20 protein-coding genes are annotated in these 22293 nt (G+C 60.7%); 13 read left to right on the top strand and 7 right to left on the bottom strand.

Annotation, left to right across the window (positions count from 1 at the left end):
- Positions 1–92 precede the first annotated feature (92 nt).
- A complete protein-coding gene (gene purU / locus CAF87_RS00760; protein WP_007912774.1) occupies positions 93–941 on the bottom strand; it encodes a formyltetrahydrofolate deformylase in 849 nt (282 codons plus the stop codon).
- Between the two features lie 340 nt (positions 942–1281).
- Here purU and mvaT point away from each other — a divergent pair, with 340 nt between their 5' ends.
- The gene (mvaT, locus tag CAF87_RS00755) at positions 1282–1659 is read left to right on the top strand and encodes a histone-like nucleoid-structuring protein MvaT (RefSeq protein ID WP_007951234.1); all 378 of its coding nucleotides are present in this window, start codon (positions 1282–1284) and stop codon (positions 1657–1659) included.
- Positions 1660–1759: 100 nt separating this feature from the next.
- On the opposite strand, the gene sbcB is transcribed toward mvaT, so the two are convergent.
- Entirely contained in the window at positions 1760–3190 is a 1431-nt protein-coding gene (gene sbcB / locus CAF87_RS00750) for an exodeoxyribonuclease I (RefSeq protein ID WP_085730244.1), read from the bottom strand.
- A gap of 180 nt (positions 3191–3370) precedes the next feature.
- Between sbcB and CAF87_RS00740 the strand changes: the two genes are divergently transcribed.
- From CAF87_RS00740 to CAF87_RS00705, 8 genes are all read left to right on the top strand, one after another.
- Positions 3371–4096: an RDD family protein gene (locus CAF87_RS00740; protein ID WP_085730242.1), complete on the top strand. Its 726-nt coding sequence runs from the start codon at positions 3371–3373 to the stop codon at positions 4094–4096.
- Positions 4093–5070 carry a stage II sporulation protein M gene (locus CAF87_RS00735; protein ID WP_085730241.1) on the top strand — a complete coding sequence of 326 codons (978 nt, stop codon included), beginning with the start codon at positions 4093–4095 and terminating at the stop codon, positions 5068–5070. The genes CAF87_RS00740 and CAF87_RS00735 overlap by 4 nt, the downstream gene beginning before the upstream one ends.
- Entirely contained in the window at positions 5057–6601 is a 1545-nt protein-coding gene (locus tag CAF87_RS00730; protein ID WP_085730240.1) for a DUF4129 domain-containing protein, read from the top strand. Before CAF87_RS00735 ends, CAF87_RS00730 begins: the two co-directional genes overlap by 14 nt.
- A complete protein-coding gene (locus CAF87_RS00725) occupies positions 6598–7761 on the top strand; it encodes a DUF4350 domain-containing protein (protein ID WP_085730239.1) in 1164 nt (387 codons plus the stop codon). The genes CAF87_RS00730 and CAF87_RS00725 overlap by 4 nt, the downstream gene beginning before the upstream one ends.
- Positions 7758–8759, top strand: coding sequence for a MoxR family ATPase (locus CAF87_RS00720; RefSeq protein ID WP_085730238.1), 1002 nt, complete (start codon positions 7758–7760; stop codon positions 8757–8759). Before CAF87_RS00725 ends, CAF87_RS00720 begins: the two co-directional genes overlap by 4 nt.
- Complete coding sequence (locus CAF87_RS00715) at positions 8756–10090, top strand: DUF58 domain-containing protein (protein ID WP_085730237.1); 1335 nt, start codon at positions 8756–8758, stop codon at positions 10088–10090. Before CAF87_RS00720 ends, CAF87_RS00715 begins: the two co-directional genes overlap by 4 nt.
- A 185-nt stretch (positions 10091–10275) precedes the next feature.
- Entirely contained in the window at positions 10276–10491 is a 216-nt protein-coding gene (locus CAF87_RS00710; protein WP_085730236.1) for a hypothetical protein, read from the top strand.
- Positions 10492–11029: 538 nt separating this feature from the next.
- Positions 11030–11434: a DUF6124 family protein gene (locus CAF87_RS00705; protein ID WP_085730235.1), complete on the top strand. Its 405-nt coding sequence runs from the start codon at positions 11030–11032 to the stop codon at positions 11432–11434.
- A 46-nt stretch (positions 11435–11480) separates the two neighbouring features.
- On the opposite strand, the gene CAF87_RS00700 is transcribed toward CAF87_RS00705, so the two are convergent.
- Both CAF87_RS00700 and CAF87_RS00695 read right to left on the bottom strand, forming a co-directional pair.
- Positions 11481–11840, bottom strand: a complete 360-nt coding sequence (locus CAF87_RS00700) for a PilZ domain-containing protein (RefSeq protein WP_085730234.1) — start codon at positions 11838–11840, stop codon at positions 11481–11483.
- A gap of 216 nt (positions 11841–12056) precedes the next feature.
- Positions 12057–12443, bottom strand: coding sequence for a tol-pal system YbgF family protein (locus tag CAF87_RS00695; protein WP_011335675.1), 387 nt, complete (start codon positions 12441–12443; stop codon positions 12057–12059).
- Positions 12444–12615: 172 nt separating this feature from the next.
- On the opposite strand from CAF87_RS00695, the gene pyk reads away from it, so the two are divergent.
- A complete protein-coding gene (gene pyk / locus CAF87_RS00690) occupies positions 12616–14067 on the top strand; it encodes a pyruvate kinase (RefSeq protein WP_085730233.1) in 1452 nt (483 codons plus the stop codon).
- Between the two features lie 55 nt (positions 14068–14122).
- On the opposite strand, the gene CAF87_RS00685 is transcribed toward pyk, so the two are convergent.
- Genes CAF87_RS00685 through CAF87_RS00675 form a run of 3 tightly spaced genes read right to left on the bottom strand, consistent with a single transcriptional unit; the run spans position 14123 to position 16936 of the window.
- Positions 14123–14872 carry an enoyl-CoA hydratase-related protein gene (locus CAF87_RS00685; RefSeq protein ID WP_085730232.1) on the bottom strand — a complete coding sequence of 250 codons (750 nt, stop codon included), beginning with the start codon at positions 14870–14872 and terminating at the stop codon, positions 14123–14125.
- A 29-nt stretch (positions 14873–14901) separates the two neighbouring features.
- The gene (locus tag CAF87_RS00680) at positions 14902–15837 is read right to left on the bottom strand and encodes an iron-sulfur-binding ferredoxin reductase (RefSeq protein WP_085730231.1); all 936 of its coding nucleotides are present in this window, start codon (positions 15835–15837) and stop codon (positions 14902–14904) included.
- Positions 15830–16936 (bottom strand): diguanylate cyclase, encoded by a 1107-nt coding sequence (locus tag CAF87_RS00675; protein ID WP_085730230.1) that lies wholly within the window; start codon positions 16934–16936, stop codon positions 15830–15832. Before CAF87_RS00675 ends, CAF87_RS00680 begins: the two co-directional genes overlap by 8 nt.
- Positions 16937–17377: 441 nt before the next feature.
- Between CAF87_RS00675 and CAF87_RS00670 the strand changes: the two genes are divergently transcribed.
- The 3 genes from CAF87_RS00670 to CAF87_RS00660 all read left to right on the top strand — a co-directional run bounded on the left by CAF87_RS00670 (position 17378) and on the right by CAF87_RS00660 (position 22234).
- Entirely contained in the window at positions 17378–18901 is a 1524-nt protein-coding gene (locus tag CAF87_RS00670; protein ID WP_007960181.1) for a fumarate hydratase, read from the top strand.
- 244 nt (positions 18902–19145) lie between these two features.
- Positions 19146–20906 carry an ATP-binding protein gene (locus tag CAF87_RS00665; protein WP_085730667.1) on the top strand — a complete coding sequence of 587 codons (1761 nt, stop codon included), beginning with the start codon at positions 19146–19148 and terminating at the stop codon, positions 20904–20906.
- Positions 20906–22234, top strand: a complete 1329-nt coding sequence (locus CAF87_RS00660; RefSeq protein ID WP_085730229.1) for a sigma-54 dependent transcriptional regulator — start codon at positions 20906–20908, stop codon at positions 22232–22234. The genes CAF87_RS00665 and CAF87_RS00660 overlap by 1 nt, the downstream gene beginning before the upstream one ends.
- Positions 22235–22293: the final 59 nt, after the last annotated feature.

Raw genomic sequence — 22293 nt, 5'->3', positions numbered from 1 at the left:
GAACGCTTCCTCACAGGGCTGCAACAAGTCGAAAAAAAGGGCCTGAGGCGATTGAACGCCCAGGCCCTTTGCTTTTCAACCGAAAGGTTCGATCAGAACACCACGGTCTTGTTGCCGTGCACCAGCACGCGGTCTTCCAGGTGATAACGCAGACCACGGGCCAGCACCATCTTCTCGACGTCACGGCCGAAACGCACCATGTCTTCGATGCTGTCGCTGTGGCTGACGCGCACCACGTCCTGCTCGATGATCGGCCCGGCGTCCAGCTCTTCGGTCACATAGTGGCAGGTTGCGCCGATCAGCTTCACGCCACGCAGAGATGCCTGGTGATACGGTTTGGCGCCGACGAACGACGGCAGGAAGCTGTGGTGAATGTTGATGACCTTGTGTGCGTATTCGCGGCACATGTCCGGCGGCAGGATCTGCATGTACCGCGCCAGCACTACCACTTCGGCATCGTGCTGCTTGACCAGGCGCGACACTTCGTCGAAGGCCGGTTGCTTGTCCTGCGGATTGACCGGGACATGGTAATAAGGAATGCCGTGCCACTCGACCATGCTGCGCAGGTCGTCGTGGTTGGAAATCACGCAGGAGATCTCACAATCGAGTTCATCGCTGTGCCAGCGGTGCAACAGGTCAGCCAGGCAGTGGGATTCACGGCTGGCCATCAGCACCACGCGTTTTTTCTGCTCGGTGTCGGTGATGCGCCAGTCCATCGAGAACTCTTCGGCGATCGGTGCAAACTTCTCGCGCAACACCTCGATACCGAATGGCAGGGAATCGGCACGGATTTCGTGACGCATGAAGAACCAGCCGACCTGGTTATCCGAGTGGTGGCTCGCTTCGGTGATCCAGCCATTGTGGGCCGCCAGAAAGTTACTGACTTTGGCAACGATGCCAACGCGGTCCGGGCAAGAAATCACCAACCGAAAAGTGCGCATGAGGGGGAAACTCCAGAACTTCGCAAAGGCGGCCATTCTAGCGACTGCGCGGGAAAACTGCAGTATTGATGACCCTCGGAGCCTCACGGCAGCCCGTCGCAATTTTTTTTGACGCCTGCAAACGCCAGAATGATGGCGTAGCAATAGCCCTGCATGTGCAGACCTGTGTGAATATCTGTGAAGACTCCATCACAATATTTAACTGAACATTCAATTCCGGGCTTTTCAACGTAACTAATTCAAATAAAAACCCCGGTTAAATGTTTACTTGATGAAACAGCCTGACTATTATTGCCGCACTGTCCCCTGCCATCGCGCACTCCCACATAAGGTAGTAATCATGTCCTTGATCAACGAATATCGTGCCACCGAAGAAGCTATCAAAGAGCTGCAGGCCCGTTTGAAGAACCTGTCGCAAGACGACAAACTGCAAGCCGAACTGGAATTCGAAGGCAAACTGCGCACACTGATGGGCGAATATTCCAAATCCCTGCGCGACATCATCGCGCTGCTGGATCCAGAGTCCAAAACCAAGGCACCACGTGGCGGCGCAGCCAAAACTACCGGCACCAAGCGTGCTCGCAAAGTTAAACAATACAAAAACCCGCACAACGGCGAAGTCATCGAAACCAAAGGTGGCAACCACAAAACTCTGAAAGAGTGGAAAGCCAAGTGGGGCGGTGACGTGGTTGAAGGCTGGGCTACCCTGCTGGGCTAAGCCGCAACCCTTGTCGCAGACCCATCCGCGACACAAAAAAACGCCAGCATGCGCTGGCGTTTTTTTATGCCCGCCGTTCTGGCGACGGACATGTTCGATTTCAAAGATTCAAACGTTTGCGCAATGCCTGGACATAACTCTGCCATTCAACCAGCACCTCGCGCTGTAATGGCGAGGCACTAAGCAACCATTGCTCCGCGGCCTCTGTAAAAGATTGCAAGGTATTAGGGGCACCCCATTCAGGCTCGGACAAGCGCTGCCGACAAAAGATTTGCCAGCGTTCTTGCTCTTCGAAATTCAACGTATCGGGAAAGTTACGTGCTCGATATCGAAACAACAATTCAGGCAAACGTTCGTCATCGAACGGCCATTGCTCTCGCGCTAATTGAGCAGGATCTGCCGTCCTCACTTGCTCACATAGTCGCCGGTCGCGATCACCGATAAATCCGTCGTACAACTGTTGTTCGGGATCTTCACTCGGGGTGAAATCTTCGCTTGCATAAATCGCCGCGACTTTATCTTTCCAAACTTGTTGTGCGTCACTTAGTCGCAATGCACGCGCCTGATACAGCGCCATGTCCAGCCCCAAACGCTGCTGATCTTCAGCTCTCAGCACCGACAACGGCGCCACCACCGGGCACTTGTTGATGTGAATAAGCTTGAGCGGCACCGGCAACTCGCCTTCGGCCAGATCGTCACGACGGGTATACAGACGCTGACGCAATGTCTGCGCATCCAGATCGAGCAGGCCCTGCGGGTCCAGGTGCAGATCGCAGACAATCAACGCGTTCTTGTTACGCGGATGCCAGGCCAGTGGCACCACCACACCGACATAACTGCGCGCCGCCGAAAAGCGTCCGGAAATGTGCACCATCGGCTGCAACAGACGAATCTGGTCCAACACCTTCTGCTTGCTGCGCAGCTGAAACAGCCAGTCATACAGCTTCGGCTGCTTCTCGCGGATCAACCGGGCCAGGGCAATGGTGGCGCGCACGTCCGACAACGCCTCGTGGGCATTACCATGATCGATATTGTTGGCGGCGGTCAGGCGTTCGAGCTTGAGTGTCACCCGGCCTTCGTCATCGGTCGGCCAGACCAGACCATCGGGGCGCAACGCGTAGGCGGCGCGCACCACATCGATCAGGTCCCAGCGACTGTTACCGCCCTGCCATTCACGGGCATAAGGATCGAAAAAGTTGCGATACAGGCTGTAGCGAGTCATCTCGTCGTCGAAGCGCAAGGTGTTGTACCCCGCACCGCAAGTGCCGGGAGCCGCGAGCTGGGCGTGAACCCGGGTCATGAAATCAGCCTCGCTCAAGCCTTGCTCGGCGAGGCGGCTCGGGGTGATACCGGTGATTGCGCACGCCGCCGGGTGCGGCAGGATGTCTTCGCTGGGCTGGCAGTAAAGATTGACCGGTTCGTCGATTTCGTTGAGATCGTGGTCGGTGCGAATCCCGGCCACCTGCAACGGACGGTCACTCCGGGGATTGATGCCGGTGGTTTCGTAGTCGTACCAGAAGATGGAAGTCACGGGCGGTTCCTGAACTGAAGATCGGCAAAGTCTAGGCGCTCGACTGCATTCGCGGCCAGCGCGGCATCATTCAGGCACATTTGGTTGAACGATGTGTATGACATAGTTATGTCGTTTTCCCCCGAGAGACTGCTAGCATCGGATTCACTCGCATCCCGATCAGGCAACATCAGGTAGCCCATGCTCGAGACCACAGCACCGCCAAGGAAAGCAACGCTGGCCCCGCCACTGGACACGCGGCACCAGGTCGAAACGCCGGAGGGCATCGACCTGCCGTTGCGTCCCGCCGGCCTGATGGTGCGTGCCGTGGCGTTCACCATTGATCTGTGTTTGCGCGGGCTGATCATGGGGTTGCTGTTCATGCTGCTGGCGTTGCTGGGCAAACTCGGTATTGGCCTGGGGTCACTGCTGCTGTTCGCCGTGAGCTGGTGGTACATGGTGTTGTTCGAAGTGCTGCGTCAGGGCCGTTCGCCGGGCAAGCAATGGATGGGCCTGCGGGTGGTGCACGACGATGGCACGCCGGTCGGGTGGTCGGCCTCCCTGCTGCGCAACCTTCTGCGTTTTGTCGACCTGATGCCGTTCGGCTATTTCCTCGGGGCGATCAGTTGCCTGCAACACCCGACCTTCAAACGCCTCGGCGACATCGCTGCCGGCACGCTGGTGATCTACAGCGAACGCCCGCTCAAGCGCCCGCAATTGCCCGATGCCGAACCCCGCCGCTCGCCGATCCCGCTGACCCTGACAGAACAACGGGCCCTGCTCGCTTTCGCCGAACGCCAGGGTGAACTGTCGACGGCGCGGGTCAATGAGCTCGCTGCACTGCTCGCCCAGCCGCTGCACATCAGCGCGACGAACGCCGTCGGAGAACTCAACGGCATCGCTCGCGGCCTGTTGGGGCCGACATGAAGCAAAGTCTCTTCGAAAGTCGCCACAAGGCGGAATGGGAGCGTTTCACACTCGTCCTCGAACGTCTGGAACGCGGCAAGGACACTTCGCAGGTGGCTGAATTTCCCAAGGCCTATCGCCGACTCTGCCAGCATCTGGCGTTAGCTCAGGAACGCGGCTACAGCAGTTTTCTCATCGATTCACTGCAACAGCAGGTGTTGCGCGGTCATCAACAGCTTTACCGCCACCACCGACAGCTCGGTGCCAGCCTGCTGAGCTTCATCCTCGCCGGATTCCCCCGGCTGGTACGCGCGCAATGGCCTTTCGTGTTGGTGGCCGGGCTGCTGTTCTTCGGTACCCTGGCCGGCTTCGGGGTGCTGGTGTATCTGAATCCCGAATTGATCTACAACCTGATCCCCGCCGAGCAGGTGCGCGAGATGCAGGGCATGTACGATCCGGTCGCCGGCCACCTCGGGCGCTCGGCCGAGCGCGCCGCCAGTGAAAACTGGGTGATGTTCGGCTACTACATCATGCATAACATCGGCATCGCCTTTCAGACCTTCGCCAGCGGTTTGCTGCTGGGTCTGGGCAGTGCGTTCTTCCTGTTCTACAACGGTCTGACCATCGGTGCGGTGGCCGGGCACCTGAGTGAAATCGGCTTCGGTCAGACCTTCTGGTCTTTCGTGATCGGCCATGGCGCATTTGAACTCAGCGCGATTGTCCTGGCCGGCGCAGCGGGGTTGAAACTGGGCTGGGCGCTGATTGCACCGGGACGCCTGATGCGCGGCGAGGCCCTGCGACACGCGGCGCGTCAGAGCATCCTGCTGATCTGCGGGGTGATGCTGTTTCTGTTGATCGCCGCGTTTATCGAGGCTTACTGGTCGTCACGCACCGGGGTCACGCCGCAGACCAAATACCTGGTCGGTATCGGACTCTGGCTCTGCGTGGCGACGTATCTGCTGTTCGCCGGAAGGACCCGCCATGCGCCTGAGTGACGCCACCGTGGTGATCCGCCCGCGCACCACCTGGGAAGCCATGGACCTGGGTGTGCGCATGAGCCAGCAGCACCGGCGTCTGTTGATGACCAGTTGGGCCATCGTCACCCTGCCGCTGTTCTTGGTGCTCAGTCTGTTGTTCTGGGATTCGCCGTCGCTCGCGGTGTTCATCTTCTGGTGGCTGAAACCGGCGTACGAGCGCCTGCCGCTGTACATCCTGTCCAAAGCGCTGTTCGGCGAAACGCCTACGCTGAAACAGGCATTGCGCCAATGGCCGAAACTGCTCAAACCGCAGTTGCTGGCGAGCCTGACCTGGCGACGCCTGAGCTTCAGTCGCAGCTTCCTGATGCCGGTGGTGCAACTCGAAGGGCTTGGCGGCCTCGCACGCCAGCAGCGTTTGCGGGTGCTGTTGCAACGCAATGCCGGTGCCGCACAGTGGCTGACGATCATTGGCGTGCATCTGGAAACGGCGCTGTGGATAGGCCTGATGGTGCTGTTCTATTTACTCCTGCCGCAACAGATTGAAACCGACTGGGACTGGCAAAGCCTGATCTTCGCCACCGACCACCAGTGGCGCTGGCTCGAGCACCTGACCAATGCCTTCTATGCACTGATACTGGTGATCTGGGAACCGATCTACGTCGCCTGCGGTTTCAGCCTCTACCTGAACCGGCGCACCGAGCTCGAAGCCTGGGACATCGAACTGGTGTTCCGCCGCCTGCGCCAACGCCTGAACAGCAGTGCACTCGGTTTGCTGCTGGTGGTTTGTCTGCTGCTGCCGGGAGTGCACTCGGCATGGGCCGCCGACCCTGCCACCGCCCCGGATGCCCCCCGACTCCTGAATCAGCCGCTTACCAGCCAGGCATCCCGCGACAGCATCAAGGCCTTGCTGGAACAACCTCCTTTCAAGAACAAGGAAACCGTCACCCGTTACCGCTTTGGCGAAGACCCCGCCACCGCCGAAAAAAACACGGACGGCAAGGTACCGCATTGGCTGAAAACCTTTCTGGGCTGGCTCAACGGTCAACACCTCAACGGGCTGGCCAAGGCGATTGAAGTATTGCTGTGGGCCGTAATGATCGGTGCGCTCGGCTGGCTGATCTGGCGCTATCGCGAGTTTCTGCAAACGTTCGTCAGTCGTCGCCCACGATTGCCCGAGCGGATAAAACGGCCCGTGCCACAGCAAGCCTTTGGCCTCGACCTGAGCAAGGAGACCCTGCCCGACGACATCGCCGCCAGCGCCGAACAGCTCTGGCAGACCCAGCCCCGTGCGGCGCTCGGTCTGCTGTATCGGGCGCTGCTCAGTCATCTGCTGCACGACTTCAACCTGACCCTCAAACCTGCCGACACCGAAAACGAAGTGCTGGCGCGGATCGAGCATTTGCAGCGTCCGGAACTGCTCGCTTACAGCCGTCATCTCACCGGCCACTGGCAGAACATGGCCTACGGACACCGCGTGCCGGCGGCGCACCTGCAACAGGAACTGTGTGATGGCTGGCGGTCACTGTTCGGCCATGGAGTTGCCCGTTGAACCGGCGCGCACTCTGGCTGGTCGGCGCGTTGATCGTTGCCCTGTTGGGTGCGCTGGGCGTTTATCTGTACCTCAAGGCCACGCCTTACCAGGCCGTGGTCGATCACGGCCCTTCCCCCGCCGCGCAAGCCAATCCTTATCTGGCGGCGGAGATGTTTCTACGGGGTCGCGGGATAGACGTCAGTCATGCCGAGAGTCTCGCCGTGCTGCCCGAGATCGACCCCCGCCGACACACGCTGCTACTGTTCAACGACCGCTCGAACATGACCCCGCGTCAGGTCGATCAAGTCTTGAACTGGGCCCGGGCCGGCGGACGGCTGGTGTTCGTCGCCGAATCGATCTGGGATGAAAAGACCGGCCAGAGCAACGACCTGCTGCTCGACCGCGTGCAACTGCGCCAATCCCTGAGCAAGGATCTGAAGGACCCGCCGCCGGATGCCGACGAAGATCCCTACCCCAACCTGACCAAGCTTTATCTGGAAGACGAAGACGCTCCCGCCTATGCCGGGTTCGACACCGCGTTCCACCTCGACGACCCGAAAAACCTCGCCCAGTCCTGGGCCAACAGCGCCCGGGCTACACACATGATGCAACTGCCCTACGGCGTCGGCACGATCACCGTGGTCACCGATGCCGACCTGTGGAAAACCCCGGCGATTGCGCAACACGACAACGCGTGGCTGCTCTGGTACCTCAGCGCTGACACCGCCGTGACGCTGCTGTACAACACCGAACACGACGGTCTGCTGACCTTGCTCTGGCGCTACTTCCCGCAAGCCATCGTCGCCCTGCTCGCTTTGATCGGTCTGTGGCTGTGGCACGTCGGCGTGCGCCACGGGCCAGTGCAGGCCCCTGCTCCGAGCGGTCGTCGTCAGTTGATGGAACACCTGCGCGCCAGCGCCGATTTCATCCTGCGCCACAACGGCCAACAGACCTTGCTGCAAGCCTTGCAGCAGGACGTCCTGCGCCGCGCCCGTCACCGTCATCCCGGTTTCGACCAATTGAATGTCGCCGAACAATGGCTGGCGCTGTCGCGCCTGACCCGCCAACCGACCCGTGCCATCAGCCAGGCCCTGAGCCCGGCACCGAAGCGGCGCATGTCCAGCGCCGAATTCTGCCGTCAGGTCGCCCACCTGCAAGCCTTGAGGAACTCGCTATGACCGAACACATCGAACCCGGCTCGCCCGGCCACGCGGCCCAGCAACGTCACCGAGCCAGTCAGTTGGCGCAAGCGGTACGCGGCGAATTGCAGAAAGTGCTGATCGGCCAGAACCCGGTGATCGACAACGTGCTGACCGCGCTCATCGCAGGCGGCCACGTACTGCTCGAAGGCGTTCCCGGCCTCGGCAAAACCTTGTTGGTCCGAGCCTTGGCGAAGTGCTTCGGCGGCGAGTTCGCCCGCATCCAGTTCACCCCGGACCTGATGCCCAGCGACGTCACCGGCCATGCGGTCTATGACCTGCAGACCGAGCAATTCAAACTGCGCAAAGGCCCGTTGTTCACCAATCTGCTGTTGGCGGACGAGATCAACCGCGCCCCGGCCAAGACGCAAGCCGCCCTGCTCGAAGCGATGCAGGAACGTCAGGTCACCCTGGAAGGCCGGGCCCTGCCGATTGCTCAACCGTTCATGGTGCTCGCCACGCAAAACCCGATCGAACAGGAAGGCACCTATCCTCTGCCAGAAGCCGAGCTCGACCGCTTCATGCTCAAGGTGCGCATGGATTACCCCGACGTCGAGCAGGAGCTGGACATGGTGCGTCAGGTCAGCCGCTCGACCCGCGCCGACATGCTCGACGTGCAACCGCTGCGCACCGTGTTGCAGGCCAAGGACGTGCAAGCCCTGCAACGTATCGCCAGCGATCTGCCGCTGGACGATCAGGTACTCGACTACGCCGTACGCCTCGCCCGCAGCACCCGCACCTGGCCGGGACTGACCCTCGGCGCCGGGCCACGCGCCTCCATTGCACTGGTGCGTTGCGCCCGCGCCCGGGCCCTGTTGCGCGGCGGCGAATTCGTGATTCCCGACGACATCAAAGGCTGCGCACTGGCGGTGTTGCGTCACCGGGTGCACCTCGCACCGGAGCTGGATATCGAAGGGCTGCAAGTCGATCAGGTGCTCCAGCAACTGCTCGACCAAGTGCCGGCGCCGCGCCTGTGAAACCCTCGCGTCTGTTGTTGATCTGGCTGGCGATCCTGCTGGCCATCGGCATTGTGCTGGGCGCGTTGCAGGCGCTGGATGTCGAGGTGCCTTCGAGCCTGCTGTCAATCAACTGGGGATTGTTGCTGGCATTGTTTGCACTGAGCCTGCTGGACGCGCTGCGCCTCAAGCGCCTGCCCTCGCCCCGCGTGCGTCGGCAAATGCCCGGCAGCCTGGCCCTCGGTCGCTGGGGTGAAGTCCGGCTGGAGATCGAGCACGACTTCGCTCAACCGCTGAATATCCAGCTCTACGACCACGTACCCGATGGTCTGAATGTCGAAAACCTGCCACTAAACGTCGTGCTACAACCCGGCCAGCGCAGCCTGATCGGCTATCGCCTGCGCCCGCTCAAGCGCGGCCACTTCACCTTCGAAACCTGCGAACTCAACCTGCCGAGCCCCTTGGGTCTGTGGTCCGGCAAACGCCTGATCAACATCACCGACCACACCCGCGTCTACCCCGACTTCGCCCGTCTCTACGGCGGCCAGTTACTGGGGGTCGACAACTGGCTCAGCCAGCTCGGCATACGCCAGCGTCAGCGCCGTGGCCAAGGGATGGAATTCCATCAACTCAGGGAATTTCGCGAAGGCGACAGCCTGCGCCAGATCGACTGGAAAGCCACCGCCCGCCATCGCACACCGATTGCCCGGGAGTACGAAGACGAGCGGGATCAGCAGATCGTTTTCATGCTCGATTGCGGGCGGCAGATGCGAAGTCAGGACGGCGAGCTGTCGCATTTCGATCATGCGTTGAATGCGTGTTTGCTGTTGAGTTATGTGGCGTTGCGGCAGGGAGATGCGGTGGGGCTGTTTACTTTCGCCAGCGATCAGCCGCGTTATGTGGCGCCAGTCAAAGGTGCGGGGCAGCTCAAGGTGTTGCTCAACGGTGCTTACGATCTGGATAGCACGCGACATTCGGCAGACTATTCGGCGGCGGTGAATCAGTTGCTGGCGAGGCAGAAGCGTCGGGCGCTGGTGGTGCTGGTGACGAATGTGCGGGATAAGGATGATGAGGAATTGCTGAAGGCCGTCAGACAACTAAGCCAAAAGCATCGAGTACTCGTGGCCAGCCTGCGTGAATTCACGCTTGAAGATGTACGGCATTCGCAAGTGCAAACGATTGAGCAAGCGCTTGAATACTGCGCAACAGTGGATTATCTGAACGTACGATCAACGCTCCATGAAAAATTGAATGCCCAAGGAGTGCAAGTGATAGATGTCCCTCCAAGCGAGTTGAGTACAGATGTAATTTCGCGTTATCTGAGCTGGAAAAAATCTGGAGCGCTCTGCTAACACCTTGTGAGATCCACACTGGAGGGCCGGATTAAAATTACGAAAGTCAAAAGCTCTAAGCAACAAGCTGGCTCAGTTCACGCGCGGAGCATCACAAGCTGATGCAGTCTCAGTAGAAATCGCTAGCAAACTCATACTCGCAAATGCCACTGCTATGCTGTTTTTTTTGCCAAAGGAGTCGAAGAATGTCTGATCAATACTCTCTATCAGACGTGCTGGAAAGGATGTATCAGAATCAACTCGGCTTGGAAGCTGCTCTGATGGAATTGGTACTCCAAATCGAAGCACAGGGAATGGTGGATACCGGAAACAACGTCCGAGAAGCACTTTTTACAATTGGAGAAAACGCTGGCTACATCAAGCAAGGTTTGGCCAAGCTGAAAGGAAAACGCCCCAGCTAAAGCTTTCGAACTTTCAGCTATACCTCCAAGACCTTTCGATGCATTTCCTCTATTGATCGTGTCCACTAAAACCAATCATTGACTAGAGTTTTTCTTACAGCTCGTCTCAAAAAACTTCCTTTGCCTATGACTACAGTACCCCTCCTACCCGTGTAAAAAACCTCAAACTAAATGCAAAACTGTTGTTCTCTCACTATTCGTGGACATCAAAAAGCGGTGGAATTGAGGCTACAACACGTGATGCTTTTGCCTACATGTAAGCGCGAATCCGCTGGCTTGTGTACCTTGGCGTTGACCCGTAACTTGATCCCCGTCGCTGCCAATCAGCGGCCGGGTTTAGTCGCCCGAGGTAAGATAGGTTTGCAAACGCATCGTCTAGTCGGGTATTCCCAATCCCCGCACTCGATGGTGGCTGTGAGCAGGGTGCCCCCGGCACGCCGGAAAAAGCCTACTTCCCCGGTCGACTAACCTGCTTACAGCTGCCACCCTCTCGTTTAGTCGCGAAGCTGTGACAGCCCAACTTATTAGGAAGTTAGGTATGATCAAAGCAACACCAAATCCGCCTTCGGATATCGATCCAACTGACAAGACTGATCAAACCGATCCGGTCTCCCCCTACGCCTCCGTCGATTCAAAAAAACTCCACGATGCTGCTCATCGAGCCCTCGACTTTTACCTCAATCCCTCACCCGAAAAACCGCGCAACTCCGTGGATCGTGGCATGCAGATGTTCAAGGTCGATCCAGACATCAACCCGGAAGCTATCGCCATCCAGACCTACGAAACCTTTTCTTCGGTCAGCATCCTGCTGCTCGACCTGGCCGACAGCCTGGACGAAAAGCCGCGACATCTGGCGATGGCGATCTATCAGTTGAGCGAGATGGGATTGTTGTTGGCGGAAAAGACGCTGGATAACGAGCGGGCGATTGCGATAGGCACGTAACCAAAAAGGGTCATGACCTGCGGCAGGTCATGACCCTTTTGTTTTGTCAGGCCGAAGCCGGCAACGGCTGAAAACTGAAATACTGCTTCAACGCCTCGACCAGTTGCCCGTATTCCGGCGGGGTGCGGAACAGGCTGAAACCGGCGTCGTAGTGTTGGGGCGTGGCGTCTTCATGGCACCACAGACAGCACGCGGTGAGGTCGATCACTTGCTGACAGCCATCGCCCACCGGAATCTTCAGACGCAATTTGAACTCGGCACCGATCATCATCGGCAACTGGCTGATCAGCATCAGCCCGTCTTCGGAAACGTTGCCCAGAAAGCCGATGGTTTTATCGGTGACGCTGTTGAACACACGCAGAAAATACGGCAGCTGATGCCGTTCGATTCGACGGTCGGTAAACATGAGCGTATCGCCATGCAAGGCCCGGTGTTCGGGCCGCACTGTGCTTCGGAACGAACCTGTCCGTCAGGCCCGCTCTCCCCGCTTCCGGTGTGGCGCTCGCCACGTACTGCTCATGCCAGTCGCAGGTGTTGCGCCGGTACAGATGTCGTCTGCACCGGTGTCTCTGGACTATAGCTCACCTTATACAGCCGGCCAGATTTTGTATGACAACTGCCATCAGAAGCGGGTTGGACGTACCACGGCCGCTGCGCTACGGGTCGGATAGTGGCCCAGGCTCTGCAGGGTCTCCAGACGCGCGCGGGCGCGGTAGGCGTATTCGCTGTTGGGGTACGAGGCGATGATGAACTGATAGGTCTGCGCCGCATCGACGAACATTTTCTGCCGCTCGAGGCACTGGCCGCGCATCATCGACACTTCCGGCCACACGTAAGGGCGGGCACGGCTGGCGCGTTCGACCTTGGACAGTTCGAGCATCACTTGCTCGCAATTGCCCCGGTCATAGGCGCTGTAGGCGTTGTTCAGATGATGGTTCATCGACCAACGGGTGCAGCCCGAAGCAGCGAGGACGCTGAGGGCAAGGGCGGCAATGGGCACGAATCGCATGGGGTATTCTCCTGTCTTGTGATCATTATCGACCTCTGGCGAGAAATCTTCAGAGCCCTTTGCTCCGATTGTCGCGTTCAATAAAGAAAACAATAAGTAGTGCAAACGAACAATGACTACACCCAAAGAGCGTAGTAGCCTCTGCGAGCGCTTGAACCTGAGGAGTCTTTGCATGTCCGTCCGTCGTACCAAAATCGTCGCTACCCTTGGCCCGGCCAGTAACTCGCCGGAAGTTCTCGAACAGCTGATTCTGGCTGGCCTGGACGTCGCCCGTCTGAACTTCTCCCACGGCACCCCCGACGAGCACAAGGCTCGCGCGAAGCTGGTGCGTGACCTCGCTGCCAAGCACGGCCGCTTCGTCGCCCTGCTGGGCGACCTGCAAGGCCCGAAAATCCGTATCGCCAAATTCGCCAACAAGCGCATCGAGCTGAAGATCGGTGACAAGTTCACCTTCTCCACCAGCCATCCGCTGACCGAAGGCAACCAGCAAGTGGTCGGCATCGACTACCCGGACCTGGTCAAGGACTGCGGCGTGGGCGACGAGCTGCTGCTCGACGACGGCCGCGTGGTGATGCGCGTTGAAACCGCCACCGCCACCGAACTGAACTGCGTGGTGACCATCGGCGGCCCGCTGTCCGACCACAAAGGCATCAACCGTCGCGGTGGCGGCCTGACCGCGCCGGCCCTGACCGATAAAGACAAGGCCGACATCAAGCTCGCCGCTGAAATGGAAGTCGACTACCTCGCCGTGTCCTTCCCGCGCGACGCCGCCGACATGAACTACGCCCGTCAACTGCGCGACGAAGCTGGCGGCACCGCCTGGCTGGTAGCGAAGATCGAACGCGCCGAAGCCGTGGCCGACGACGAAACCCTCGACGGTCTGATCCAGGCGTCCGATGCGGTGATGGTTGCCCGTGGCGACCTGGGTGTGGAAATCGGCGACGCCGAGCTTGTGGGCATCCAGAAGAAAATCATTCTGCACGCACGCCGCCACAACAAGGCGGTGATCGTGGCGACCCAGATGATGGAGTCGATGATCCAGAACCCGATGCCGACGCGCGCCGAAGTGTCCGACGTGGCCAACGCCGTGCTCGACTACACCGACGCCGTGATGCTGTCGGCCGAATCCGCTGCCGGCGCTTATCCGCTGGAAGCCGTGCAGGCGATGGCGCGTATCTGCGTTGGCGCTGAAAAGCACCCGACCAGCAAGACCTCCAGCCACCGCATCGGCAAGGAATTCAGCCGCTGCGACGAGAGCATTGCGCTGGCGACCATGTACACCGCCAACCACTTCCCGGGCGTCAAGGCGATCATCGCGCTGACCGAAAGCGGCTACACCCCGCTGATCATGTCGCGTATCCGTTCGTCGGTGCCGATCTACTGCTTCACCCCGCACCGCGAAGCCCAGGCCCGCGTGGCGATGTTCCGTGGCGTGTACACCGTACCGTTCGACCCAGCTTCGCTGGCACCGAACGAAGTCAGCCAGAAAGCCATCGACGAGCTGGTCAAGCGCGGCGTGGTCGAGAAAGGCGACTGGGTCATCCTGACCAAGGGCGACAGCTACCACACCACCGGCGGCACCAACGGCATGAAGATCCTGCACGTGGGCGACCCGCAGGTCTGAGTGACCGGTTGCTGAAAACGAAAAGCCCCGCCATGTGAATGGCGGGGCTTTTTCGTTAATGGCGTTTGATGAACCCGGTCAACGCCGCCAACGCCTCCGGCGACCTCAGCCGCTGGGTAAACAGCGCACCCTCCTCCTCGATCACCTTGCGGATCAACTCGCGATCCGGCGCGCGCATCAATTGTTTGCTGATGCGCACCGCCTCGGCCGGCAGCTCATCAAACCTCAGCGCCATCTCCCGCGCCTTGGCCAAAGCGGCTTCGCCACTGCTTAAGGACTCGGTCGCGATCCCCCATTGCGCCGCTTGCTCACCGGTGAATCCTTCACCGAGCAGCAACAGTTCCGACGCTTTGGCTTGCCCGAGCAAACGCGGCAGGATCAGGCTGGAACCGAACTCCGGACACAAACCAAGATTGACGAAAGGCATGCGCAATCGCGCATCCCGCGCCACATAAACCAGATCGCAATGCAGCAACAACGTCGTGCCAATCCCCACCGCCGCCCCGGCCACAGCGGCGATCACCGGTTTGCGGCATTCGAGCAGTTCGAGCATGAAGTGAAACACCGGGCTGTCGAGGTCGCTCGGTGGTTGCTGGATGAAGTCGGCGATGTCGTTGCCGGCGGTGAAACACTCGGCGCTGCCGGTGATCAGCACGGCGTTGATCTCGGGGTCGCTGTCGGCCTGTTTCAGCGCGTCGGCCAATTGCCTGTACATGGCGCGGGTCAGGGCGTTTTTCTTGTCCGGGCGATTGAGGCGCAGGGTCAGCAAACCGCGTTCACGGTGCAGCAGGATGGCTTCGGGCATGGTGTGTCTCGCGTCTGAGAATTCAGCGCTCAACCACGGCTCAGGAAGACATCGGCCAGCAGTTGATTGCGCGGCAGTCCGGCCAGAAACAGACGCTTGGCAAACGCGTCGACGCTGGCGGTCGAGCCGCAGACTAAGGCCAGGGTTTGCCGGGAAACAAGGCGCAGTTGCGCCAAAGCGCCCGGCAACTCGGCCGCCGTCCACCGCTCGACGCTGAGGTTCTCCCGCTGTGCGGCCAGTGCTTCAAGGGGTTTGGCCAGGTAATGCCCGTCGGCATCATGGGCCAGGTGAATGACGCGGATGGCGCCCCGATGATCGTGACGCAAGGCCTCACGCAACACGCCGAACAACGGGCCGAGCCCGGTGCCGGCGGCGAGCAGCCACAGCGGCCGGTCATGCCAGTCCGGGTCGTAATGCAACGCACCGCCGCGCAGTTCGCCGAGGCGGATCGGGTCGCCGATCTGCAAGCGGCGCGCGGCATCGCTGAATTCGCCGGGCTGGCGGCAATCGAGGTGGAATTCAAGAAAGCGGTCTTCTTCCGGCAGGCTCGCCAGCGAATACGGCCGCGCAATCTGACCGGCCCAGAGCACCAGATGCTGGCCGGCGCTGTAGCGCAACGGCCGCTGGGGTGTCAGACGCAAGCGCAAGACATCGGCACCGAGCCAGTCCAGAGCCTCGACCACCGCCGGACGACCATCGGTGACGGGATCGAAGGTGTGAACCTGCAAGTCTTCGAGCACCTGACACTGGCACGCGAGTCGCCAGCCCTGCTCACGCTGTTCAGCGCTCAAGGCGTCGGGACGACTGTCAGCAGGCAAGCCCTGCACGCATTGCACCAGACACGCATGGCAACTGCCGGCGCGGCAACTGTAAGGCACCGCCACACCGTTCTGGTTTAGGGCGTCGAGCAGGTTGCTGCCCGAAGCCACCGACCACAGTCGATCACCTACTCGCAGTTCAGGCATCGATGTTCTCCCACGCGGCCGCACAACGATTTCGCCCGTCGCGCTTGGCCCGGTACAGCGCCTGATCGGCGCGCTGCAAGGCGTCGTCCAGATCATCACCCAGTTCCAGCAGGGTCATGCCGGCGGACAGGCTAAGGTTTTTCACGTTCAGGCCTACCAGTTCGACGTCGGTGAAGGCGACGCGCAGCCGTTCGCAGCAAGCGGTCAGCCGCTCGGCGTTGCAATCGGGCAGCAGCACCACGAATTCTTCACCACCATAACGCGCCAGCACGTCGCCGTCGCGCAGACAGGCTCCGGCAACACCGGCGAAGGCTTGCAACACCTGATCGCCAGCAGCGTGGCCATGCAGATCATTGATACGTTTGAAATGGTCGAGGTCGATCAGCGCCAGACCGTGCACCACGTCGGCCTCCATCGCATTCAACTCGCGAGTGGCCAGGCGCAGGAAATGCCGACGGTTGAACAGCCCGGTCAATTCGTCGGTGGCCACCAGGTCTTCGAGCTGGCGCATCATCCCGCGCAGGGTGTCCTGATGCGCCTGCAAGGCAAACCGGCGCTGGCGCATGCGTTGCCGTGAGGTCTGGACGAAGCGTGCGTAGATCACCAGCCATGCCAGCACGATCAACAGAATGCACGCCTGCAACGCGGAAAGTGCCGGATCGTGCAGCCGGAAGTGGTAACCGTCCCACAGCGTGATGGCGCAGAAGCTGAAGAACACCAGCATCGCGCAGCGTACAAAGGCCCGCCGTGACAGATGGAACAGGCCGAACAGCAGGATCAGCACATAGAAGACCAGGAACTCGCCCCGCGCTTCTTCCAGATGCGCGATCAGCCACGTCTGCCAGCCGAGGCCAAGCAGCACTTGCGCTTCGGTCAGGCTCGGGTCGGAGAACCGCAGATTGGCGCCCGAAAAAAACAACGCGAACAGGGTCGCCTGGCTGATGACCACCAGGGCGCTGCCGACGGCGACGCCTGCCAGCGAATCTTCGTAGTGTCCGGTGAAATACGCCAGCCACAGCAGCAGCAAGGCCAATCCGTAGGTGGCTGCAGCGAGGGCGAAGCGTTTGAGCAAAAGACGTTGAATGGCGTTATGGGTCAATCGTTGACTCACCGTGCGATAAGAGGCTGACCGAGTGTCCTACTCTACAGACCGGCTGCCACTTTAGTGGCCCAGTCGATAAATGACCATTGATTTTCGGGCCGGATATTTGGCGTCAAAAAAGCCCTTGAGCCCGCCCCTCCCGGGTTCCCGGAGCGCCCGCCAAAAGCACCTATCACGCGTGATTTTTTGTCGGCCTTCGCCGTCCGCAAACAGCGAGCCGGACGCAGCGATTGCAGACCACACCGACCGGCTCCCGCCATGCGACCAACGAATGACTACCGGCGCGTGTCACCACCAGGGAGGCGCGGTATACTGCCGCGCCTTTTTAGCGTCGCGCCAGCAGCCCCGGCGTGCCTTGAAAGGTGTCTGCGACCGACCGATGCACCCAAGCCGCAGGCACCTTATTGAATGTTCCCGTCTTTTAGAGGAGCGCGACTCATGACCGTGATCAAGCAAGACGACCTGATTCAGAGCGTTGCCGACGCCCTGCAGTTCATTTCCTATTACCACCCCGTGGACTTCATCCAGGCGATGCACGAGGCCTACCTGCGCGAAGAATCGCCAGCGGCCCGTGACTCGATGGCGCAGATCCTGATCAACTCGCGCATGTGCGCCACCGGCCACCGGCCGATCTGCCAGGACACCGGCATCGTGACCGTGTTCGTGCGTGTGGGCATGGACGTGCGTTGGGATGGCGCTACCATGAGCCTGGACGACATGATCAACGAAGGCGTGCGCCGCGCCTACAACCTTCCGGAAAACGTCCTGCGTGCCTCGATCCTCGCCGACCCGGCGGGCGCTCGTAAAAACACCAAGGACAACACCCCGGCGGTCATCCACTACTCCATCGTTCCGGGTAACACCGTGGAAGTGGACGTGGCGGCCAAGGGCGGCGGTTCCGAGAACAAGTCGAAAATGGCCATGCTCAACCCGTCCGACTCGATCGTCGACTGGGTGCTCAAGACCGTTCCGACCATGGGCGCCGGCTGGTGCCCACCGGGCATGCTGGGTATCGGCATCGGCGGCACCGCCGAGAAAGCCGCTGTGATGGCCAAGGAAGTGTTGATGGAATCCATCGACATTCACGAGCTCAAGGCTCGTGGCCCACAGAACCGTATCGAAGAAATGCGTCTGGAGCTGTTCGAGAAGGTCAACCAACTGGGCATCGGCGCCCAGGGCCTCGGCGGTCTGACCACCGTGCTCGACGTGAAGATCATGGATTACCCGACTCACGCCGCATCCTTGCCGGTGTGCATGATCCCGAACTGTGCCGCCACCCGTCACGCACACTTCGTGCTCGACGGCTCCGGCCCGGCCTCTCTGGAAGCACCACCGCTGGACGCCTACCCGGAAATCGTCTGGGAAGCCGGCCCGTCGGCCCGTCGCGTCAACCTCGACACCCTGACGCCGGAAGACGTGCAGAGCTGGAAGCCGGGCGAAACCGTCCTGCTCAACGGCAAGATGCTCACCGGTCGCGACGCGGCGCACAAGCGCATGGTCGAGATGCTGAACAAGGGCGAAACCCTGCCGGTTGATCTGAAAGGTCGCTTCATCTACTACGTCGGCCCGGTTGATCCGGTCGGTGACGAAGTGGTTGGCCCGGCTGGCCCGACCACCGCCACGCGGATGGACAAGTTCACCCGTCAGATCCTCGAACAGACCGGCCTCTTGGGCATGATCGGCAAGTCCGAGCGCGGCCCGACCGCCATCGATGCGATCAAGGACAACAAGGCCGTTTACCTGATGGCCGTCGGCGGTGCCGCTTACCTGGTGGCGCAAGCGATCAAGAAGTCCAAGGTCCTGGCGTTCGCTGAACTGGGCATGGAAGCGATCTACGAGTTCGAGGTCAAGGACATGCCGGTCACCGTAGCGGTGGACAGCAAAGGTGAGTCGGTGCACATCACCGGTCCTGCGATCTGGCAACAGAAGATCAGCGAGAGCCTAGCGGTGGAAGTGCAGTAAGCTATTTGCAATATAAAAACGGCCGGCTCATCCAGGTGGAGAGCCGGCCTTTTTTTGGGTATATGAGACTCGTACAACCAAACATCTACATGCAGAGCGTTTTTTTTCGTGCGCAATTGTCGATGCCTTCAGTGATCAATATCGGCAAAAAGTACCGCATGCTCATAGCGACTATGAACAGGAGCCCCGCCTACACATCTGCATGGTATCGTGCCCGCCCGTCCTGCCATCCGTTTGCCACAGCATGCTGCCGACTTCCCGTACCCTGCGTCTGTCGTTGTATACCCTGCTGATCATCGCCGGTGCCGCCCTCGCCGCGACGCTTGCAATCCGCCACGCCGAACGCCAGGCGCTGGTGGAAGACGCCGCCAGAGCCAACCAGCAACTGACGCTCTACGCCAACTCGCTGCACACCCTGATCGACCGCTACCGCGCCCTGCCCGCCGTATTGGCGCTGGATCCGCAACTGCGTGCGGCGCTGGCCGGTCCCGTGAGCCTTGAAGAGCAGGCAGCGCTCAACCTGAAACTGGAAAAGATCAACGGCGCGGCACAATCCTCGACCCTTGAATTGCTCGATCACACCGGTCTCGCGGTGGCGGCCAGCAACTGGCGTCTGCCCAGCAGTTACGTCGGCCACAACTATGGCTTTCGCCCGTACTTCAGCCAGACCCGCACCCAGGGCACCGGGCGTTTCTACGCGGTCGGCGTGACCAGCGGAATTCCCGGTTACTTCTTGTCCAGCGCGGTGCTCGGCGACAACGGCGAGTTCCTCGGGGCGATGGTGGTCAAGCTCGAATTCCCTGAACTCGAACGCGAATGGAGCCAGGGCAGCGACACCCTGCTGGTCAGCGATGCCCGGGGCATCATCTTCATCGCCAACCAGCCCGACTGGCGCTATCGCCTCCTGCACCCGCTGAGCCCGGCCGATTACAAAGAGATCAAGGCTACCCGCCAATACGACAAACAGTCGCTGGTGCCGCTGACTCATCTGTCGCTGCGTCGCTTCGATGACAACAGTGATCTGCGCCGCGTTGAAGGCCCGCAGGGCACAGCGGATTACCTGTGGGAATCGCTGCCGCTGACCGCCGAAGGCTGGACCCTTCACCTGCTGCGGCGCCCGCAACTGTCCTTCGAAGACCAGCGCAATGCCGGACTCGCCGCCGCCGGGGTGTGGCTGGCGCTGGTATTCCTGTTGTTGTTCCTCAACCAGCGCTGGCGTCTGGCGAAGATGCGTCAGCGTAGCCGCGAAGAGCTTGAGCAATTGGTCGAGGAACGTACCCGCGACTTGCGTACCGCTCAGGACGGACTTGTGCAGTCGGCGAAACTCGCGGCACTGGGGCAGATGTCGGCGGCTCTGGCCCACGAAATCAATCAGCCGTTGACCGCCCAGCGCATGCAGCTAGCGACCCTGCGCCTGCTGCTCGATCATGGCCGGGTCGACGACGCCTACAAGGCACTCAAACCGGTGGATGAAATGCTCACGCGTATGGCGGCTCTCACCGGTCATTTGAAAACCTTTGCCCGCAAGAGCCCCAGCGGCTTGCGAGAGCGGCTGGATCTGGCGACGGTGGTCGATCAGGCCCTGCAATTGCTCGACGCAAGGATGCGCGACGAACAGGTCAGCCTCGTGTTGCACCTGACCCGTCCGGCCTGGGTACGTGGCGATGCGATCCGCCTCGAACAAGTGCTGATCAACCTGCTGCGCAACGCCCTCGATGCCATGCAGGGCAAACCGTGCAAGCGTCTGGAAATCCGTCTGGAAGCCGACGAGCAACTGTGGCGCCTGAGCGTCATCGACAACGGCGGCGGCATTGCCGAAGAACATCTGGGTCAGGTGTTCGATCCGTTCTTCACCACTAAACCTGTGGGTGACGGGCTGGGTCTGGGACTGGCGGTGTCGTTTGCCATCGTCCACGAATCCGGCGGGCGCCTGAGCGCCGAGAACGGCGCCAACGGCGCGGTGTTCAGCCTGACCCTGCCAATCGATCAGGAGGCGCACCTCTGATGCTCAATCGCGTGATGGTGGTCGATGACGAAAGCAGTATTCGCAGTGCCGTCGAGCAATGGCTGAGCCTGTCCGGGTTCGAGGTGCAGCTGTTCAGCCGCGCCGACGAATGCCTGGCGGCGCTGCCGAAGCATTTTGCCGGGGTGATTCTCAGCGATGTGCGCATGCCCGGGCTCAGCGGTCTTGAGTTGTTGGCCGAAGTACAGCGCCGGGATCCCGACTTGCCGGTGATTCTGCTCACCGGCCACGGCGATGTGCCGATGGCGGTCGAAGCGATGCGCGACGGTGCCTACGATTTTCTGGAAAAACCCTTCAGCCCCGAGACCCTGCTCGGCAGCCTGCGCCGGGCGCTGGACAAGCGTCGGCTGGTGCTGGAAAACCGTGCCCTGCACGAGCAGGCCGACAACCGCGCCAGACTGGAGGCGACGTTGCTCGGTGTGTCCCGTGGTTTGCAGACCCTGCGCCGGCAGGTGCTGGATCTGGCGACGCTCCCGGTCAACGTGCTGATCCGTGGCGAGACCGGCAGCGGCAAGGAACTGGTCGCCCGTTGCCTGCACGACTTCGGCCCACGCGCCGACAAACCGTTCGTGGCGCTGAACTGCGCGGCGATCCCCGAGCAATTGTTCGAAGCCGAGTTGTTCGGGCATGAAAGCGGCGCGTTCACCGGAGCCTCCGGCAAGCGCATCGGCAAGCTGGAATACGCCGATGGCGGCACCCTGTTTCTCGATGAAATCGAAAGCATGCCGCTGGCCCAGCAAGTGAAACTGCTGCGGGTGTTGCAGGAGCAGAAGCTGGAGCGGCTGGGGTCGAACCAGAGCATTCGGGTGGACTTGCGGATCGTCGCCGCCACCAAACCTGACTTGCTGGATGAAGCCCGGGCCGGGCGTTTTCGTGAAGACCTGGCGTATCGCCTGAACGTCGCCGAACTGCGCCTGCCGCCGCTGCGTGATCGTCGCGAAGATATTCCGTTGTTGTTCGAATCCTTCGCTCAAAGCGCCGCCCAGCGTCTGGGCCGGACCTTTCCGCCGCTCAGTGGTGCGCAGTTGAGCCATCTGCTGAGTCATGACTGGCCGGGTAATGTGCGGGAACTGGCGAACGTTGCCGAGCGGCAGGTGCTGGGGCTGGATGAGCCTGTGCAGGGCATCGATCCCGGCCAGTCGCTGGCGGCGCAGCAGGAGGCATTTGAGGCGCAGTGTCTGCGGGCCGCGCTGACCCGGCACAAGGGCGATGTGAAAGCCGTACTGGAAGAACTGCAACTGCCTCGTCGCACCTTCAATGAAAAGATGCAGCGCCATGGACTGAGCCGGGAAATGTTCGTACCTGAATGAGCGGAAATCCGCTCATTCATTCCGGCTCATCGGCAAAATCCCGCTCAGCCCATCTCCCC

Source organism: Pseudomonas sp. R38(2017), from assembly GCF_002112395.1.
Lineage (GTDB): Bacteria > Pseudomonadota > Gammaproteobacteria > Pseudomonadales > Pseudomonadaceae > Aquipseudomonas.
Note: the sequence above shows the minus strand (reverse complement) of the source record. Positions and strands in the feature narration are given on the sequence as shown.